The following is a 19,050-nucleotide window of genomic DNA, read 5'->3' on the forward strand; positions in this document are numbered from 1 at the left end:
CAAAAAATGTAAATTAGCTAAAAAAGAGTGGTGACGATAAATGTGTAAGATGGCTTTGCATATTGAATGCGTTATCCCAAGGACTTGCCTCGTCGCTATGGGATAGTTCGGGTGCGCTGATAATATAAAATTACTAAAGTGACAATGGCTTATGGCATTGAATGCGTGAAGAGACGTGATAGTTTCAATGCCAATAAGGCATCTTCACTCACGGTGGTTCGCTAAATGTAATGGTTCTTTGACGTCTAAATCAATATCAACATTTTGCCTAAAATCAAATGGCGTGATGCCATATTCTTTACGGAACATGTAGGTGAAATGCGACTGTGAGCCAAACCCAAAGTCTAGTGCAATATCGAAAATAGACTGATCGCTGTTTCTCAACAGGTTTACCGCGCCAGCAAGTCGGCGTTGGCGAATATACTTACCCAATGAAATTCCAGTGACTTCTTTAAAAATTTTCTGCATATGCCAAAGCGAATAGCCTGAGTAGGCAGCAAGCTCTTCTAAATGGATAACACGGCCTAAATGTTCTTCAATCCATTTGCTTAGGGCATAAACAAGTGCTAAGTGGTTGTCTTGTGGCATCTCGATTTAATTACTGAGGTCGTTGACCTTTTGGCGTTAAATTTTGTTCGAAGTACAGTTGTTCTGTCGAATTGAGTTAATTAAAGCATTATTCCTCAATTATGTAATAAAGAACAATAGTAAAACATGTATACCCGAACTCCGTAGGGGTCATTCGTGACCAATCTAGCACGGTATGACGAACCCGTATAAAACTATTTGTCTATCATTATTGATGAAGCGGCGAGCAGAATATTTATCAATATGATTGAAAAATAAACATTAACTTCTGATAGCCCTTAATAAAGTAGCTGAAGTATACACAACTTCATTTGTTTATGACAAAGGCTGGTTGTGCGGAATTGCCATTGAATTGATGAAAAAAAAGTCAATCAAACTGGGTTTTTAACGATTAGTTGGAAAATTGAGCATAAATACAAAAATGGATGGAAATTGCTTATTTTCCTCAAACTTTACTTGAATGACTGATGTAACATTTTATGTTAACCATCATCGACAGATAGCCATATCACCTTACTCGAGAGTGAATTAATTATAACACCATGAAAAGTAATATGTATTACGCCGTTTTTAAGGGAGATCATAGTTGAAATACAAATTGGTGATCGGTATTTGCATCGTGATAACCTGCATTTTCTTATATCTTTTAGCGATGGATAGCCTTTGCGACCAAGGCGGCGAAAACTTTATATATGGTATCTGCGGAGTCACTGACTGGTTACCGTTTTGAATTTATTCTTTTATGCGTCATAATGTGCTCCTTCTGCAATTTTTGTCACGTAACCTCAATATTTAATATGCTAAATGCTCATAATAGGGCAGAGTAGGTATTGAGATAGTGTTAATAATAAAATTCAAATAAACGTGTATGATTTGCTCAATAATTAGAGATAACAAGCAAATACATAGGATGATAAGGGTAAAGTTATGGCGCAAGAGCAGCAGACGCTAAAGCGTGGATTAAAGAATAGGCATATCCAATTGATTGCTTTGGGGGGCGCCGTAGGTACAGGGTTGTTTCTTGGAATAGCCACAACGATTAAGATGGCGGGGCCTTCTGTATTACTAGGGTATGCATTATGTGGTTTTATCGCCTTTCTGATTATGCGTCAGTTAGGGGAAATGATTGTTCAAGAGCCTGTTGCAGGTTCATTTAGCCACTTCGCGTTTAAGTATTGGGGCGGTTTTGCAGGCTTCTTGTCTGGCTGGAATTACTGGTTTATGTTTATCCTCGTAGGGATGACGGAACTGACCGCAGCTGGGGAGTATATGCGACGTTGGTGGCCTGACTTACCTATTTGGGTCTCTGCTGCTGTTTTCTTTATTGCTGTTAATGCGGTCAACTTAATCAATGTGCGCTCTTATGGCGAAACCGAATTTTGGTTTGCTTTAATTAAAGTGATTGCTGTAATTGCGATGATTGTCTTTGGTTGTTATTTATTATTGAGCGGTAAAGGTGGCCCACAAGCCAGCATCTCTAACTTATGGGAGCATGGTGGTTTCTTTGCTAATGATTTTATAGGGTTATTAATGGCATTAGCCATTATTATGTTCTCATTTGGTGGCCTTGAGCTGGTTGGGATCACTGCCGCGGAAGCCGAAGAGCCTGAAAAAAGTATTCCGAAGGCGATCAACCAAGTTGTTTATCGTATCCTGATTTTCTATATAGGCTCACTAACGGTATTACTGGCTTTATACCCATGGGTTAATCTAGATGGTGAAACAAGTCCATTTGTTTTAATTTTCCATGAATTAGGTGACATGCTGGTTGCAAATGCATTAAACGTGATTATCTTGATCGCTGCTCTTTCGGTGTATAATAGTGCAGCTTATTGTACAAGCCGTATGTTATATGGCTTAGCGCAACAACAAAATGCCCCTCAATTTATGGCGAAAGTAAATAAAGGTGGCGTGCCTGTCATGGCGCTGATCGTATCGGGTATTGCAACTTCTGGCGGAATTGTGATCAACTTTATCATGGAAGGTAAAGCATTTGCTTTACTGATGACATTGGTTGTGACAACGCTGGTTCTTAACTGGATTATGATTTGTGTTTCTAACTTAAAGTTTAGAGCGCAAATGAACAAACAAGGTATTGAAACGAAGTTTAAAAGTATTTGGTATCCATTCGGCAATTACCTGTGCTTAGCCTTTTTAGCGATGATTTTAATTATTATCTTAATGATGGATGGGCTAAGGATCTCGGTCTTGATCATGCCAGTATGGATTGCGGTGCTATGGATTGGTTATCAGTTCTCTGGGGCGAAGAAACAAGAAGCTGAAAAAAACAAGGCATCGACAGCTAATTAATTAGCTTCAACATCAATTAATGTAATTATTCATTTCATTGATGGGAGGCTTTATGGAGACACGATTTGCCCAATGCCATTGTGGCAGCGTTAAATTCAAAGTAACACTCACCGATGGATTGAATACCCTAAGACGATGCAATTGCTCCTACTGCCGAATGAGAGGGGCAATTGCAGTCTCTGCACCATTATCTGGTATTGAAATTCTTGAAGGCAAACAAAAGTTAACCGAGTATCGGTTTAACACACAGCAGGCTGCTCATTTCTTCTGTTCTGTTTGTGGCATTTATACCTTTCATCAACGGCGCTCAAATCCTGAACAATATGGCGTGAATGTTGCTTGCCTAGAAGGCGTTTCGCCTTTTGATTTCGAAACAGTCAATGTTATGGATGGCATAAATCACCCGCAAGATGGCGGTGGTGGTGTTGTTGGGTATTTAACTTATCGGAAAGCAACGAATCAAAAATAATGCATCAATCAAAATGGCCAGTAACAGAATACTGTTGCTGACCACTTTTGTTGTTATTTAATGAATAATACGGATTACCACTGCCAACGAAGCCAGGCAAATAACACGTTGCCGTTATTATGAGTTCCTGGAATATAAGTGGCTTGAACCGCTAATCGGTCATATTCCATAGAAACTAATGGGAGTGGTAGAGGCAATGGAATATAGTAGTAGTCATCACGAGCCGTCACGCTTAGCGTGAAACCTGCCCCCATTTTAAAACCATCCAGTTCGCCTGGGATCCACATTTTTTGAAAAGCATAACCTGCGATTGGCTCGACTTTGTTATGTGAGTCCATGAACGCCATAGCATATAAGGCATGCCAGTCATTATCTTCATCATAGCGATATTTACCGAGACCAAATCCCCAAGGATTTTCATTATAACTGTCGGTTTTTTCTTTATCGTAAGTAAACCGGTTATGCCATGTTAAAACAGGAATATAGATGTCGTATTGATCCGAATCCCAAGTAGTACTGACATTTCGAGTAAATTTATCCCAGAGTCCCTCAGACTCTTGAGCTGTGTTGGTGGATGACGCGAAGCAGATGGAAGTCATCATTAAAGCTGATGCTCCTACAACTTGCTGCAATTTTTTATTAACTCTCATTGTAAATCCGATTCAGGTTAATGCGTGTTTCGATGGCATTGAAGTAGATAAATATGGGTAATAAGTCTCGACTATCATGACTGATAATATGCTTATACACTTTAATTATTTTAGTTTACATAGGTGAGTTATAACAGCATTAATTGAATTTGCCTAATATTGGGCATTATCTTAATTGTCTCTGCATAATCAGCCATGTAAGGAAAGCTATGGCTGATAGGCTGGTCTGTTGCGAGAAAAAATGCGATACTTATTCAGTATTTTTGGCTCGGGGCGTCGCTTAAGACTGAGAAGCACCCGTATTACCTGATCTGGATAATGCCAGCGTAGGGAAGTCGGAAGCGTCAATGATAAACCTTCCAATAGACCACTCCTTATGCTGTGCTTAGGAGTGACATTTCATGAGAATCAATGCGTTAACCATTGCTGGAACAGACCCTTCTGGTGGCGCTGGGATCCAAGCGGATTTAAAAACGTTTTCGGCACTCGGTGCTTATGGAACGAGTGTAATGACTGCTTTGGTAGCGCAAAATACCCGAGGTGTGCAATCAGTTCACGAATTACCTGATACGTTTGTTGCTGCGCAGCTCGCATCGGTACTTAGTGATGTGCGTATTGATAGCGCTAAGATCGGCATGTTATTCAACCAAGAAGTCATTGCTGTCGTGGCGCAAGCCTTAAAGCAATATCATATTCCTCATATTGTTTTAGATACGGTGATGATCGCTAAAAGTGGTGATCCATTATTACTTCCTGACGCAATTGATGCGATGCGACGTGAGCTTCTGCCTTTGGTTTCACTTATTACCCCTAACTTACCTGAAGCGGCGGCATTGTTAGATGAACAAGTCGCGAAAACAGAAGCCCAAATGCTCAGTCAAGGGCATCGATTACTAGAAATGGGGTGTCAGGCGGTTTTAATGAAAGGTGGACATTTAACTGACAGTGAAAGTCCCGATTGGTTGATTACTCCTGAAGGCGAGTGGCGCTTTACGTCACCAAGAGTGAATACGCGTCATACTCATGGTACAGGCTGCACTCTGTCTGCCGCATTAGCGGCACTGAGGCCTCGATTTGCTAATTGGCAGCAAACGATTCCTGAAGCCAAAGCATATTTACAAGCGGCGTTAGAGCATGCGGATAGCTTAGAGGTGGGGGAAGGGATCGGACCTGTTCATCATTTTCATGCGTGGTGGTAAGGTGAACCACAAAAGTGCCTTCTTATGAAGGCTCCATGTTACTGATTGACAGAGTGTGCTTGCTGGCATATTGGCTATGCTGATTGAAAATCAATTAGGAAAATTGAGTATCATTTTTCCTGATAACATAAAGCGGGAAAAGAGGTTTTTTATCCCGCTTTGTCAACAATTTTATCCTGCAATCAGAGGACGTTAGGTAGATAAAGCTTAAGCGATGGTGATGTCTTTATTCAGGTAAACATCTTGCACGGCATTGATTAACTCGACGCCTTCCTTCATCGATTTCTTAAAGGCTTTACGGCCTAATATTAATCCCATACCACCTGCACGCTTGTTGATTACAGCAGTACGAACGGAATCACTTAAATCATTTTGCCCTGAAGCGCCGCCGGAGTTGATCAGGCCCGCACGTCCCATGTAGCAGTTGGCTAATTGATAACGTACAAGGTCGATTGGGTTATCTGTTGTCAGTTTGGTATAAACGCGCTCATCAGTATGACCAAACCCAATGGCTTTATAGCCCCCATTGTTTTCAGCCATTTTCTGCTTAACAATATCAGCGCCAATAGTTGCCGCGATGTGGTTAGCTTGCCCTGTTAAATCGGCACTTGCATGGTAATCAACGCCATCTTTTTTAAATGCGGAGTTGCGTAAATAAGCCCAGAGAACTGTGACCATACCAAGTTCATGTGCCCGTTCAAATGCCGCTGAGATTTCTTCAATTTGGCGACGAGACTCATGAGAACCGAAGTAGATGGTAGCACCTACAGCAACCGCCCCCATTTCAAATGCTTGTTCGACACTTGCATAGAGTGTTTGGTCATATTGTGCTGGATAACTAAGGGTTTCGTTATGATTGAGCTTAACTAAAAAAGGAATTTTATGAGCATAACGACGGGAAACGGCAGCCAGTACGCCATAGGTAGAGGCAACACAGTTACAACCGGCTTCAATGGCCAACTCTACAATATTTTTAGGATCAAAATAGAGGGGGTTAGCGGCAAATGAGGCTGCTGCTGAATGCTCAACGCCTTGATCCACAGGAAGAATAGATAAATAACCCGTTCCCGCTAAGCGACCATGATTAAATAAAGTTTGCATTGAACGAAGGACGCTATTGGGGCGGTTATTATCGATCATGACACGATCGACAAAATCAGAACCAGGTAAATAAATGCTGTCACGGGGAATGGTTTGGCAACGATGGTCAAGAAGCGTTGATGCTTCAGAACCTAACAGCTTGGCGATATCAGTCATGACTTCCTCCATTTAACAAAAGTCTAGGGGATGTTAATCATTAAATTTAAGATAACAAGCCACATTGAGGCGGTAATCGGCAGTGGATCGCTTCAGGTAGTAACTCAAAGGTGAAAGTTTCACCAGAAAGTGGCTCTCCGTCCAAATTAAATACCATTTCATGGGGGGATGAAATTTTGACCCAAGAAGTTGTTTTTTCAATTAAATGCTGATTTTTGTCATTGGTGAACAAATTCGTCAGTAGGGCGGGTATCACATCACGCGCAGGCACGATCAATAAATTCAATTTACCATCATCGATTAACGCTTCTGGAGTGAGTTGCTGACCTCCACCTGCTTGTTTACCATTGCCGATGGCGACGACTAAAGTTTCGCCTTCCCAGTTAAAATGTTCAGTTTCAATTTTACAGGTATCAGTTTTTAGGGTGTCAGGGCGTAATAGGCCGTTAATCACATAGGCCGCGCCACCGAGAGCGGATTTTAGGGCTTCTGGCGTTTCTGTGGTGATGCGTGTACCAAATCCCCCAGTGGCCATATTCATAAAAAAAGCATCATGATTCACTCTAGCAATATCGATAGCAAAAGCTTTACCTTTTACTGCTAATGCTAAAGCCGCATGGATATCCATAGGAATATTAGCGCTAGTGGCGAAATCATTCGCGGTTCCTAATGGTAAAATCCCCATAGCTGGGCGTTGTGTGTCAGGTAAAGCCATTAGCGCGCTTGATACCGCATTGATGGTGCCATCACCGCCGCCTGCAATAATGGTTTCTACGCCTTGCTTTATGGCTTCCTCAATAAAAATAGGTAACTCACTGTTTTCCCATGGGATACGCACCCAAATCGTATGACCTTCGTCACGTAGTTGATAGATTGATTTTCTGAGTTCAGGATTGGCTGCTTGTTTGCCATTAAGAATAACGAGTGCGCGATGAAGCTTATCGATAGCCATTTTGATCCTTGTAATGAAAAAAAGAGTGATAAAAGTATAGACCCGATAGTTGGGGTAGTGGCAACTATTAAATAATCACATGGCTAAAATAAGTATAATTAACGGGGAGTTCGCAGAGGTAAAAAAAGAAATGGCTAGCTCAAGGGAGATTGAGCCAGCCAAGGAGGTGGTTCCTAGTCTTATTTTATGACTTTCTAGTTCTTCATTTTCGATTGTGACTATACGACATTGAATAGCTAATTGTTGTGATCTATTGCATAAAAATGGATATTAAATACATTTTCACGGAGAATCACTATTTATGAGAATGATTATCAATTGATAATCCTGTTTTATAAGGAAATAATATAAATTGAGGAAATAAAAAATGCTAGAAAATCAATAAATTAAATTATTGATATCTAGCATTATAATCAGAATAGATAATAAGTGTCTGAACTAAGCTGTAGTTGTCATTTCTGGCTGATGAGGTGAACGTGTTGTGGTGCCTGCCAGATTCCGAATCAATAAACCAAAATCGAGTTCAACATCATCGGGAACAGGAAGGTACACAATATGCCCATTTCCTGGTGCCACTTCAATTGCTTCCCCTTTACGGTTATGAAGCGTCTCAAGGGTGAACACAATATTGCCTGCGGGTGTCATTAATTCTAGGCTATCACCAACACTGAATTTATTTTTTACATCAACCTCAGCAAGTCCATTAACGCGTTTTCCTGTGAATTCGCCCACAAATTGCTGCGTTTCTGAAACTGAGTAACCGTACTCATAAGTCTGATAAGCATCATGAGTATGACGACGTAAAAAGCCTTCCGTGTAGCCGCGATGAGCTAAGCCTTCTAAGGTTGAAAGAAGGGTAGGATCAAAAGGTTTGCCTGCAACAGCATCATCAATAGCACGACGATAAACTTGCGCCGTACGTGCACAATAATAAAATGACTTTGTACGTCCTTCAATTTTCAGTGAATGAACACCCATTTTTGTTAGATTTTCGACGTGTTCAATAGCACGTAAGTCTTTCGAGTTCATGATGTAAGTGCCATGTTCGTCCTCAAAGGCGGTCATATATTCACCTGGACGCTTTGCTTCCTCAATCATAAATACTTTATCCGTTGGGGTGCCTTCGCCTAACGTAGGGGCAACATTTTTGACAGGGATAGGCTCATGCATGTGGACGATATTGCCAACCTCGTCTTCTTTACCTTCTTCGACTTTATATTCCCAACGGCAAGCATTGGTGCAAGTACCTTGGTTGGGGTCACGTTTATTAATATAACCTGAAAGAAGACAACGGCCAGAGTAAGCCATACAAAGTGCACCATGAACAAACACTTCTAATTCGATATCAGGCACTTGCTTACGAATTTCAGCAATCTCTTCAAGGGATAACTCACGCGATAGGATCACTCGCGTTAACCCCATCTGCTTCCAGAATTTTACCGATGCCCAGTTAACGGCGTTTGCTTGCACGGACAGGTGAATATCCATGTCAGGGAAGGCTTCACGTACCATCATAATTAAGCCAGGGTCAGACATAATCAATGCATCTGGTCCCATTTCAATGACAGGAGTGAGATCACGGATAAAAGTCTTGAGTTTGGCATTATGCGGCGCGATGTTAACAACAACATAGAATTTCTTACCTAACTCGTGGGCTTCTTGGATCCCTTTAGCGAGATTTTCATGGTTGAATTCGTTGTTACGTACGCGCAGGCTATAGCGAGGTTGTCCCGCATAAACGGCATCGGCACCATAAGCAAAGGCGTAACGCATGTTCTTTAACGAACCTGCTGGAGATAATAATTCTGGTGTAAACATGGTTGGTTCTCTGTCTGATGTCAAGTCAGGACTTACCCTTTAGAGGATAAGTATTTTAAAGGGAGCTGATTTTAGCGCGATTTTTCAGGAAATCAAAATATTCCCCACAAAAAGTAAGTCTAACTGACCTGCATCAATGAATAAGGCTAGACCTCATCCCACCGATAACCAAGACCATAAATAGAGCGAATAAACGTTTTTTCACTGTCGAGGGATTCAAGTTTACGACGTAAGTTTTTCACATGGCTATCAATCGTTCTATCGGTAACAATACGATGGTCATCATAAAGAATATCAAGTAGCTGATCACGAGAGAAAACGGTTCCGGCGTTATCAGACAAGAATTTCAGTAAACGGAATTCAGCGGGGGTCAATTCTAACAGCTGTTCGCCGTAGCGAACCTGAAAAGCATTTTCATCGATGACCAGTTGTGTCTTGCTTTTATCGGAGATGGGGAGACGCTGACAACGTCGTAAGATAGTTTTCACGCGTGCCACCACTTCGCGAGGGCTAAAAGGCTTACAAATATAGTCGTCAGCACCGATTTCAAGACCTAATAAACGGTCGATCTCTTCGGTTTTTGCCGTCACCATAATAATCGGTATTTCGCAAAACTTCCGCAGTTCGCGGCAAATGCTCAATCCATCCATACCCGGCAGCATTAAATCAAGTAGGATAATATCCGGCTGATGTTGTCGCACATAATCAACGACGCCATCACCCCTTTGTAGCAGTGAAGGCTGGTACCCAGCGGCGTGAAGATAATCGTACAGTAGTTGTCCAAGTTTTGGCTCATCTTCAACAACCAATACATTGGCACTTGAAGTTTCTAATACTGTCACTGCTCATTTTCCTTTTGATTAAGCGGTAAATGGATAGCAATGCATACGCCACCTAAAGAAGAAGGGCTAGCATGTATGCTTCCTTTATGGGCTTCTATAATATTATAACAAATTGCCAATCCTAGGCCAGAGCCGCCGCTAGCACGGCTACGAGACTCTTCAGCGCGATAGAAGCGTTCGAACAGGTGGCTACATTGCTGTGCCGTTAACCCCGGAGCACTGTCTTCCCAATAAAGGGAAAACTGGTCATTTTCAACAGTGGCTCGAATCACTATTTTACCGAGAGGGTCGGTATAGCGTAGGCTATTTTCCATTAAATTATAAAAGAGCTGTAGGATACGGTCAGGATCGATATTCATGATTTGCTGCTGAGGTAAATTGGCCTCAACGGTTAACTGTTTTTCTTCAAGTCGCCAATGGGCTTGGCCAATCGTCATATCAATTAATGGAATAATATCCGCAGACTGTATGCGATACACTAATGAACCACGATCAGACAGAGACAGTTGATGCAAATCATTGACGAGTTTAATCAATGTTTGCGTTTCTGCGAGTAAAGAATTAATGGTCTCAGGGGTGGCTTTACGAACACCGTCTTGTACCGCTTCTAATTCACCTTGTAAGACGGATAATGGTGTTCGTAACTCATGAGAGATATCCGCCATGTAGTCGCGACGCATCTGTTCATTTTTTTCAAGGGTTGAAGCTAAATGGTTAAAATCTTTCGCTAATTGCCCCAGTTCATCGTGGCCGACTTCCGCAACACGGATTGAAAAATCACCATTAGCAAGCTGATTAGTCCCATATAAAAGCCGTTTAATGGGCTTTAAAAAGCCTCTTGCTAACAAAAGAGTCGCGATTAAGGCAACAACTAAAGATAATCCTGCAATTAGCCAGCTGGTTAGCATCTGTTGTTCATCAAAGCGGCGGTCAATTTCACTGCTGATACCATCGCCACTACTGGCAATCACCCAACCCACAGTCTTGCCATTGGATGTGACGACTGGTTGACGGATGACATCATCCGGTAAAGGAACATCACGGCCTAAAATCAACTGATCTTGGCTATCGTAAACCCAAAAATAAGAACGCCAACCTTTTGGTTTGGTAGGAGGAAGGGCACGTTGGTGATGTTCTATGCTGCGTAAAATATGAAAAAAGGCACGTTCATTCCGTATTAAAAAACGCCAGCTGCCGGTTTCATCGTATTGTTCAGCAAGAGCATCGGCAATAAGTTCAGTACGCTGTTGATCATTCTCGCGAATATAATCGATAAAACCATGTTGAAAGCTCATGCGCACACCTTGGTGCATGATAACAACAAGCAGTATGCAGGTGGCAAAAATGGCCAAAAACAATCGGGTGCTGACACTATTAAATCTCAGTTTCATTATGTTGCCTTAATGAGTAAGCGTTACTGCTTTTTTGCTATAACGCTGTCTGAGTTGATCAAAGCATAAATACACGACGGGTGTGGTAAATAAGGTGAGAAGCTGACTCATCACCAAGCCACCCACAATCGTGATACCCAATGGTTGACGTAACTCTGCACCATCACCACTTCCTAACGCGAGTGGTAGGGCGCCAAAGATTGCTGCAAGCGTAGTCATTAAAATAGGTCTAAAACGGAGTAAACTGGCGCGGAAAATAGCGTCACGGGCCGTTAAACCTTCATTACGTTGAGCTTGGATTGCAAAATCAACCATAATAATGGCGTTCTTCTTCACTATACCGATGAGAAGCATGATCCCGATTAGCGCGATTAGGCTAAATGGGGTATTAAATAGCTCCAAAGCGAGTAAAGCACCAACACCAGCCGAAGGCAATGTCGATAAGATGGTTAATGGGTGAATATAGCTTTCATACAAGATACCTAACACTAAGTATACGGTGATAATCGCGGCAAAAATCAAAAATAATTGTGATTTTAGAGTATCTTGAAATATTTGAGCCGTGCCTGCAAACGTACCTCTAACCGTGGAGGGGACGCCAAGCGCTGTCATTGTTTTTTCGATTGCTGAAATAGCCTCTTCAAGGGTATACCCCTCAGCGACGTTGAAGGCAATGGTTGAGGATGCCGATAGGCCCTGATGGTTTACGCTTAATGGTGCATTTGCAGGTTGCCAGCGAGCGAAATAAGACAATGGTATCGCTTCACCGTTACTATTGATAACAAACATCTTATCCAGTGAGCTGACATCTTGAGTGTACTCAGGAGCAACCTCCATGACGACCTTATATTGGTTCATGGACTCATAAATGGTGGAAACTTGACGCTGACCAAAAGCGTTATTCAGCAGGTCATTAGCAATCCGGACATCGATACCTAATTGAGCCATTAAATCTCTATCATAGGTCATAGCCATTTCAGCGCCTTTATCTTCCTTATCCGAGTTCACATCGGTGACTTGAGGAAGGTCTGCAATAGCTTTACGTATTGCGGGCTCCCACTCGCGTAGGGCATTGAGTTCATCGGCCAATAGCGAAAATTGATAGCTGGAGTTTGCTTGCCGACCACCAACACGAATATCTTGTACTGGCATCATAAATAAGTTAGCGCCCGGTTCTTTGGCTAACTTAGCTCTCAATCGATTAATGACCGCATTGGCGCTCTCTGTGCGTTCATCGAGTGGCTTTAAAGAAATAAACATAGAACCACTATTCACGCGACTACCGCCTGTAAAACCTGTGACACTTTCGACGGCAGGATCAGCTTTGACTTGCTGCATAAAGCGCGTCATTTTTTCTTTCATCGCTTGAAATGAGATACTTTGGTCAGCACGAACAAAACCGAGTAAACGCCCCGTATCTTGCTCAGGAAAAAACGTTTTAGGGATAGCGATATACAAATAGATATTGAGCCCAATTGTCGCAAATAAAATCGCTAGCACACTGCGTTTATGTGATAACACCCAATTTAACGTGACGCCGTAACTTTCTTGTATCCGCTGTAAATAACGGTGAGTGCTATTAGGCTTGTCGGTTTTTATAATCCGTTTTTTTAATAAATGGGCGCACATCATCGGTGTGAGTGTCAGTGAGATAACCAATGATATGCCAATGGCGGTGGCGAGTGTGATAGCAAATTCACGGAATAGACGCCCGACCAATCCTTCCATTAAAAGCAACGGAATAAATACGGCAACAAGGGAAACACTCATGGAAACAACGGTAAATCCGACTTCGCTAACCCCTCTGACCGCGGCAATAAAGGGTTTAGTGCCATTTTCAATATGACGTGAGATATTTTCGAGTACCACAATGGCATCATCTACCACAAAACCGGTTGCAACGGTGAGTGCCATCAATGACAAATTATTTAAACTGAATCCACAAAGATACATGGCAGTAAAGGTGCCAATTAAGGAAACAGGTACCGCAATTGCGGGTATTAGCGTTGCGCGGCCTGAGCGTAGAAACAGTAAAACGACAAGTATAACTAAAGCGATTGCAATGATGAGTGCGCGCTCAACTTCAACCAGGGATGCACGGATCGTTGGCGTTCTATCCTGCGCGACTTTTAAATCAATTGCTGCGGGGATCATATTTTGAAATTCGGGCAGTTCAGCACGAATTCGATTAACCGTTTCAATAATGTTTGCCCCCGCTTCACGACGGATGACAATCAATACAGCGGGTTCTCCTCCAGACATACCTGCGGTACGCACATCTTGGATGGAGTCTTTAACGTTGGCGACATCACTTAATTTGACGGCATTGCCATCTTGATAGTGGACAATAATGGGGCGATAATCCGCGGCTTTCTTTAATTCATCATTGGTTTGCACTTGCCAGCGCTTGTCATCATCATTGATATAGCCTTGAGGCTGACGCACGTTGGCACTGCTTATCGCCGAACGCACTTTATCAAGCGATACACCTTGATTAAACAAGGCCGTTGGATTGAGTTCAACTCGAACAGCAGGCAGCGAACCCCCACCAACAGAAACTTCACTCACGCCTTCAATTTGTGCGATACGCTGTGATAAACGGGTTGATGCAATATCATAAATCTCACCCGTACTCAGGGTTTTTGACGTTAATGTCAAAATCATGATGGGAGCATCGGATGGGTTCGATTTATAGTATCTAGGTTTGCTTGGCATACCGCTTGGCAACAGGTTTTGTGCTGCATTAATCGCCGCTTGCACTTCACGAGCTGCATTATTGATATCTTTATTAAGATTAAATTCTAATGTAATTGTCGTACGACCCAGTGCACTGCTGGAAGTCATCTCACTAATACCCGCGATACTCCCTAATGAACGCTCAAGAGGGGTCGCAATAGAAGAGGCCATTGTTTCAGGAGAGGCGCCCGGAAGTGACGCTGTCACGTTTATCACGGGGTAATCAACCTGCGGCAACGGGGCAACAGGTAAGAAAATAAAGCTCAGCGCGCCACATAGCGAAATGGCGACGCTAATCAATGTGGTCGCTACAGGGCGGCTAATGAACAGTGCAAAGAAACGCTTCATTATGACACCTGTTGTTTACGGCTTTGACGACGGGCTTTTAAGTTATTGGAAAGACTATCAAATAACAGGTAGATTACAGGCGTCGTAAATAAGGTTAAGATTTGGCTCATAATTAGCCCTCCCACCATACAAATCCCCAGTGGTTGGCGTAGTTCTGCGCCGACCCCTGAGCTCAACATGAGAGGTAATGCCCCCAGTAATGCGGCCATGGTTGTCATGAGTATTGGGCGGAAGCGTAATAAGCAAGCTTGGTAGATAGCCTCTTTAGGCGACATGCCTTGCTGGCGTTCAGCAGCAAGAGCAAAGTCAATCATCATGATAGCGTTCTTTTTAACTATCCCGATCAGCAATATGATACCAATCACCGCAATCACATCGAGTTCACTGCCTGCCATCATTAAGGCAAGTAATGCACCCACCCCCGCGGTTGGAAGCGTTGACAGTATTGTAATCGGGTGAATAAAGCTTTCATATAAAATACCTAGCACGATATACATAGCGACAATCGCCGCGGCAATCAACCAAACGGTACTACTTAACGCCGCTTCAAAAGCGAGTGTAGCGCCTTGAAATTGGGTGGTAATTGATTTAGGCATTTCAATTTGTGCCTCAGCGTTTTTGACGGCATTTACCGCTGATTCTAGAGAGGCACCTTCAGCAAGGTTGAACGAGAATGTTGTCGCTGGGAACTGATCTAAATGATTGATGGCTAGCGGGCCATAACCTTCCTGAATGTTGACTAAGGTACTCAATGGAACTATTGCGCCATCAGTTCCTTTCAGACGGACATCATTTAATGCGTCGATGCCATCACGGGTTTGTGTATTATGCTCCAGAATGACACGATATTGGTTAGACTGGGTGTAAATGGTTGAGATCATGCGCTGACCGAAGGCATTATATAAGGCATTATCGATAGCTGACATGCTAATACCAAAACGACTTGCTGTATCTCGGTCAACATTAACGTAGGCAACTAACCCTTTGTCTTGCCAGTCACTACTGACATCCACTAATTCAGGTTGTTGTTTTAATTCCGCCAGTAATTTAGGCACCCATAAAGTTAGCTCATCCAAAGAGCTGGCTTGCAAGGTAAATTGATATTGCGTCCGCGCTAATTGTGTATCGATAGTGAGGTCTTGCATCGGTTGCAAGTATAAATTGACACCTGAGACAGTATTCGCTATTTGTTGCAAGCGCGGAATAATGGTACTTACACGATCAGGGCGCTCGTCTAATGGTTTCAAGGTAATTTGAATACGTCCGTTATTCAGTGTTGCATTGGTTCCATCGACGCCCACATAAGTCGTGATATTGTCGACCGCCGGATCTGCCAATAATTTTTCGGCCACTTCTTGCTGTTTTTGCGACATTGCTGCAAATGAAATCGATTGACGGCTTTCAATGGTACCTTGAATAATCCCACCATCTTGTAATGGGAAGAAACCTTTTGGGATCCACATATACAGTAATACAGTTAGAACCAAGGTACCGATAGCCACAGAAAGTGTTAACCAACGATGATTTAATACACGTTTGAGCCAAATTGCATAACCTGCAATCATGCTATCGAAGAAACGCTCACAAGCGATTTCAAAGCGATTATGCTTATGTTCTGACTCGGGTTTTAATAAACGCGCACACATCATTGGCGTGAGTGTTAATGAAACCACGGCAGAGATGAGGATAGCAACTGCAAGGGTTATAGCAAATTCACGGAATAAGCGACCAACGATATCCCCCATAAACAGTAACGGGATCAGAACAGCCACGAGCGAGAATGTCAGTGAAATGATGGTAAACCCGATTTCACCGGCTCCCTTTAGGGCTGCTACGACGGGTTTATCCCCTTGTTCGAGATAACGGGAAATATTCTCAATGACCACAATCGCATCATCCACGACAAAGCCTGTGGCAATAGTTAATGCCATTAATGTGAGGTTATTGACGGAGAAACCACAAAAATACATAACGGCAAAGGTGCCTACCAAGGAAAGCGGAACGGCAATACCGGGAATTAACGTGGCGATACCATTACGAAGGAACAGGTAGATCACCATGACAACCAGTGCGATAGCAAGCATTAATTCGAATTGCACATCGTTGACAGAGGCTCGAATCGTGCTAGTTCTATCCGTTAAGATTTTAACATCCACTGATTTAGGCAGTGTCTCGATTAATTCAGGCAGTAAATTGCGGATAGTATCTGTCGTTTCGATAACATTAGCGCCAGGTTGGCGTTGAATATTAATGACAATCGCTTGTTGCGTATTGGCCCAAGCACCCAAATAAGCATTCTCTGCGGCTTGCTCGATTGTCGCTATATCACCAAGTCGTACCGGCGCCCCATTCTGGAAAGCAACAATTAAACGACGATAATCATCCAGTGACTTCATTTGGTCATTGGCTGATAGGGTGACAGCTCGGGTAGGGCCATCGAAACTCCCTTTTGCAGAGTTCACGTTGGCATTGTTGATCGCAGTGCGAATAGTATCACTGTCTAAGCCTTTTGCTGCCATTGCTTGTGGATTCAAACTGACACGAACCGCTGGGCGTTGTCCACCTGCCAGTGTCACAAGACCGACACCATTGACTTGAGATATTTTCTGAGCAATACGGTTTTCAATAATATCTTGTACTTGCGTTAGAGGCATCGCATCTGAAGTTACCGCAAGTGTTAATATCGGTGGGTCAGCAGGGTTAACTTTGTTGTAAATTGGCGGATAGGGCAAATCAGAGGGCAATAAACTGGACGCTGAATTAATCGCGGCTTGAACTTCTTGCTCAGCAACCTCTAATGGCAAAGTGAGCTGGAACATCAGTGTGATCACTGAAGCGCCGCCTGAACTTTGCGAAGACATTTGCTTAAGACCTGACATTTGCCCAAATTGTGTTTCTAACGGCGCAGTTACCGCCGATGTCATGACTTCAGGGCTAGCGCCAGGGTAGAGCGTCACTACCTGAATCGTTGGATAGTCCACTTCAGGTAATGCAGATACAGGGAGAAAACGATAACCGATAATCCCTGCGAGTAAGATCGCGACCATAAATAAGGTTGTGGCGACGGGACGTAAAATAAATAGACGAGAAGGGCCGCCACCTTTTTGGATCCCTGGCTGCATCAGGCTTTCTCCGCTGTATTTTTATTTTTTTGCGGTTTGGCTGATTTAGCGACCGTTTCACTATTCACGACCTCAACGCTGGTACCATCCGTTAAACGATCAACACCGTCAGTAATCACTTTTGTATTCGCGGTTAGACCACTTTCAATCACGACTTGATGACTATCTTGCATTCCAACAGTGACGGATTTTTTACTCACATGGTTATCATCACTTAATACCCAAACATAATGGCCTTCATTCCCCATTTGCAAAGCAGCAGTCGGTATGACAACGGCATTTTGCAGTGTTTCGACCTGCATTTTGATATTGACAAATTGGTTAGGGAATAAGCTTTGTAACTCGTTCGTGAAACGGGCTTTCATTTTTAATGTGCCGGTGGCTGGGTCTATTTGGTTGTCGGTGCTCAAGAGGTAGCCTTCACTAATCATCGCAATATTATTGCGATCCCACGCTTCGACTTTGACTTTTTGACCGGATAATTGGGCTTTTTGAACCGCGGGAATATCGCCTTCAGGCAGGGCAAATATGACATCAGCAGGTTGAGTTTGTGTAATCACGACCAGAGGAGTTGCGCTGCCAGCTGAAATGAAGTTACCTACATCGACTTGCTTTAAACCGACGCGCCCTGAAATTGGGGCGGTGATCTTACTGTAAGTGAGCTGTAATTTTGCGTTATCAACAGATGCTTGATCGACTTTAATACTGCCTTCTGCTTGTAACACTAAGGCTCGCTGATTATCGAGTTCTTGTTGTGAAATAACCTTCGTATTGGCTAATTTTTGATAACGGCTTAAATCTAGTCGAGCATTCGCCAAAGTTGCTTTATCTTTAGCAAGCTGACCTTCGGCTTGTGCTAATTGTACTTCAAATGGACGCGGATCAATTTCAGCAAGTAAATCACCCGCTTGCACTTGTTGGCCTTCAGTAAAATGCAATGACATTAATTGTCCTTCAACGCGGCTGGTGACAGTGACGACGTTTGCAGCCTGAACAGTGCCAAGGCCAGTTAAGTAACGAGGAACAACTTTTTCCACCGCATTAGCGTATTGAACAGGTGCGAGCATGCGATTTGGCATTCCACTAGGTCGTGTCGGCCGCGGGGTATTGGAATTATTTTGCGTGGTACTGGAAGGGTTTTCTTGCGAATAAAAATACCAACCTGCACCGGCAGCGATTATGACGGCAACGAAAATGGCTGAACGGGTGAATGTAGTACGGCGTTTTTGTTTATTCATTTAAATTTTCGCTTAGCTCAACAACAAGTAGAAAAACATCACATTAGAAGGACAAAGTCGCAGATATGCATCTGCTATATAGTTAAAAATTAGTCAGTTGCGTTATGTTAATAGTTTAACGTGGGGGTTA

At 42.9% G+C, this 19,050-nt stretch carries 14 protein-coding genes and 1 riboswitch; of the genes, 4 read left to right on the forward strand and 10 right to left on the reverse strand.

Features of this window, described 5'->3' with window-relative positions; genetic code table 11:
• Positions 1 to 204: 204 nt before the first annotated feature.
• Positions 205 to 588 (reverse strand): helix-turn-helix domain-containing protein, encoded by a 384-nt coding sequence (locus tag P2E05_RS08875; protein WP_154624064.1) that lies wholly within the window; start codon positions 586 to 588, stop codon positions 205 to 207.
• A gap of 652 nt (positions 589 to 1,240) precedes the next feature.
• On the opposite strand from P2E05_RS08875, the gene mgrB reads away from it, so the two are divergent.
• The 3 genes from mgrB (at position 1,241) to P2E05_RS08890 (ending at position 3,367) form a co-directional block, all read left to right on the forward strand.
• Positions 1,241 to 1,318 carry a PhoP/PhoQ regulator MgrB gene (gene mgrB, locus P2E05_RS08880; RefSeq protein ID WP_230085875.1) on the forward strand — a complete coding sequence of 26 codons (78 nt, stop codon included), beginning with the start codon at positions 1,241 to 1,243 and terminating at the stop codon, positions 1,316 to 1,318.
• A 197-nt stretch (positions 1,319 to 1,515) separates the two neighbouring features.
• Positions 1,516 to 2,898 carry an amino acid permease gene (locus P2E05_RS08885; RefSeq protein ID WP_196713165.1) on the forward strand — a complete coding sequence of 461 codons (1,383 nt, stop codon included), beginning with the start codon at positions 1,516 to 1,518 and terminating at the stop codon, positions 2,896 to 2,898.
• Between the two features lie 52 nt (positions 2,899 to 2,950).
• The gene (locus P2E05_RS08890) at positions 2,951 to 3,367 is read left to right on the forward strand and encodes a GFA family protein (RefSeq protein ID WP_154624061.1); all 417 of its coding nucleotides are present in this window, start codon (positions 2,951 to 2,953) and stop codon (positions 3,365 to 3,367) included.
• A 74-nt stretch (positions 3,368 to 3,441) separates the two neighbouring features.
• On the opposite strand, the gene pagP is transcribed toward P2E05_RS08890, so the two are convergent.
• Entirely contained in the window at positions 3,442 to 3,969 is a 528-nt protein-coding gene (gene pagP / locus P2E05_RS08895; protein ID WP_230085874.1) for a lipid IV(A) palmitoyltransferase PagP, read from the reverse strand.
• A gap of 307 nt (positions 3,970 to 4,276) precedes the next feature.
• A riboswitch (TPP riboswitch) is annotated at positions 4,277 to 4,367 on the forward strand.
• A 51-nt stretch (positions 4,368 to 4,418) separates the two neighbouring features.
• On the opposite strand from pagP, the gene thiD reads away from it, so the two are divergent.
• Positions 4,419 to 5,216, forward strand: a complete 798-nt coding sequence (gene thiD, locus P2E05_RS08900; protein WP_154624059.1) for a bifunctional hydroxymethylpyrimidine kinase/phosphomethylpyrimidine kinase — start codon at positions 4,419 to 4,421, stop codon at positions 5,214 to 5,216.
• Between the two features lie 207 nt (positions 5,217 to 5,423).
• Here the strand turns inward: thiD and fbaB are convergent, their stop codons facing one another.
• The 8 genes from fbaB to P2E05_RS08940 all read right to left on the reverse strand — a co-directional run bounded on the left by fbaB (position 5,424) and on the right by P2E05_RS08940 (position 18,920).
• On the reverse strand, positions 5,424 to 6,473 hold the full coding sequence (gene fbaB, locus P2E05_RS08905) for a class I fructose-bisphosphate aldolase (RefSeq protein ID WP_154624058.1): 1,050 nt from the start codon (positions 6,471 to 6,473) through the stop codon (positions 5,424 to 5,426).
• A gap of 46 nt (positions 6,474 to 6,519) precedes the next feature.
• On the reverse strand, positions 6,520 to 7,425 hold the full coding sequence (gene yegS / locus P2E05_RS08910) for a lipid kinase YegS (RefSeq protein ID WP_154624057.1): 906 nt from the start codon (positions 7,423 to 7,425) through the stop codon (positions 6,520 to 6,522).
• 438 nt (positions 7,426 to 7,863) lie between these two features.
• On the reverse strand, positions 7,864 to 9,243 hold the full coding sequence (gene yegQ, locus P2E05_RS08915; RefSeq protein WP_154624056.1) for a tRNA 5-hydroxyuridine modification protein YegQ: 1,380 nt from the start codon (positions 9,241 to 9,243) through the stop codon (positions 7,864 to 7,866).
• 146 nt (positions 9,244 to 9,389) lie between these two features.
• Positions 9,390 to 10,085 (reverse strand): two-component system response regulator BaeR, encoded by a 696-nt coding sequence (gene baeR / locus P2E05_RS08920; RefSeq protein WP_163861431.1) that lies wholly within the window; start codon positions 10,083 to 10,085, stop codon positions 9,390 to 9,392.
• A complete protein-coding gene (baeS, locus tag P2E05_RS08925) occupies positions 10,082 to 11,476 on the reverse strand; it encodes a two-component system sensor histidine kinase BaeS (protein ID WP_154624055.1) in 1,395 nt (464 codons plus the stop codon). The genes baeR and baeS overlap by 4 nt, the downstream gene beginning before the upstream one ends.
• Positions 11,477 to 11,485: 9 nt before the next feature.
• Positions 11,486 to 14,560: a multidrug efflux RND transporter permease subunit MdtC gene (gene mdtC / locus P2E05_RS08930; protein WP_154624054.1), complete on the reverse strand. Its 3,075-nt coding sequence runs from the start codon at positions 14,558 to 14,560 to the stop codon at positions 11,486 to 11,488.
• Complete coding sequence (locus P2E05_RS08935; protein ID WP_163861440.1) at positions 14,560 to 17,682, reverse strand: MdtB/MuxB family multidrug efflux RND transporter permease subunit; 3,123 nt, start codon at positions 17,680 to 17,682, stop codon at positions 14,560 to 14,562. Before P2E05_RS08935 ends, mdtC begins: the two co-directional genes overlap by 1 nt.
• The gene (locus P2E05_RS08940) at positions 17,682 to 18,920 is read right to left on the reverse strand and encodes an MdtA/MuxA family multidrug efflux RND transporter periplasmic adaptor subunit (RefSeq protein ID WP_154624052.1); all 1,239 of its coding nucleotides are present in this window, start codon (positions 18,918 to 18,920) and stop codon (positions 17,682 to 17,684) included. The genes P2E05_RS08935 and P2E05_RS08940 overlap by 1 nt, the downstream gene beginning before the upstream one ends.
• Between the last annotated feature and the right edge of the window lie 130 nt (positions 18,921 to 19,050).

Origin of the sequence: Providencia stuartii (genome assembly GCF_029277985.1) — a bacterium.
Taxonomy (GTDB): domain Bacteria; phylum Pseudomonadota; class Gammaproteobacteria; order Enterobacterales; family Enterobacteriaceae; genus Providencia; species Providencia zhejiangensis.

Excerpts from the sequence above, each read along its gene's own strand:
- yegQ (WP_154624056.1), bottom strand. The coding sequence starts at position 9,243 with ATGTTTACACCAGAATTATTATCTCCAGCAGGTTCGTTAAAGAACATG.
- pagP (WP_230085874.1), bottom strand. The coding sequence starts at position 3,969 with ATGATGACTTCCATCTGCTTCGCGTCATCCACCAACACAGCTCAAGAG.
- P2E05_RS08935 (WP_163861440.1), bottom strand. The coding sequence starts at position 17,682 with ATGCAGCCAGGGATCCAAAAAGGTGGCGGCCCTTCTCGTCTATTTATT.
- P2E05_RS08940 (WP_154624052.1), bottom strand. The coding sequence starts at position 18,920 with ATGAATAAACAAAAACGCCGTACTACATTCACCCGTTCAGCCATTTTC.
- P2E05_RS08875 (WP_154624064.1), bottom strand. The coding sequence starts at position 588 with ATGCCACAAGACAACCACTTAGCACTTGTTTATGCCCTAAGCAAATGG.
- P2E05_RS08890 (WP_154624061.1), top strand. The coding sequence starts at position 2,951 with ATGGAGACACGATTTGCCCAATGCCATTGTGGCAGCGTTAAATTCAAA.
- thiD (WP_154624059.1), top strand. The coding sequence starts at position 4,419 with ATGAGAATCAATGCGTTAACCATTGCTGGAACAGACCCTTCTGGTGGC.
- mdtC (WP_154624054.1), bottom strand. The coding sequence starts at position 14,560 with ATGAAGCGTTTCTTTGCACTGTTCATTAGCCGCCCTGTAGCGACCACA.
- fbaB (WP_154624058.1), bottom strand. The coding sequence starts at position 6,473 with ATGACTGATATCGCCAAGCTGTTAGGTTCTGAAGCATCAACGCTTCTT.
- mgrB (WP_230085875.1), top strand. The coding sequence starts at position 1,241 with ATGGATAGCCTTTGCGACCAAGGCGGCGAAAACTTTATATATGGTATC.
- P2E05_RS08885 (WP_196713165.1), top strand. The coding sequence starts at position 1,516 with ATGGCGCAAGAGCAGCAGACGCTAAAGCGTGGATTAAAGAATAGGCAT.
- yegS (WP_154624057.1), bottom strand. The coding sequence starts at position 7,425 with ATGGCTATCGATAAGCTTCATCGCGCACTCGTTATTCTTAATGGCAAA.
- baeS (WP_154624055.1), bottom strand. The coding sequence starts at position 11,476 with ATGAAACTGAGATTTAATAGTGTCAGCACCCGATTGTTTTTGGCCATT.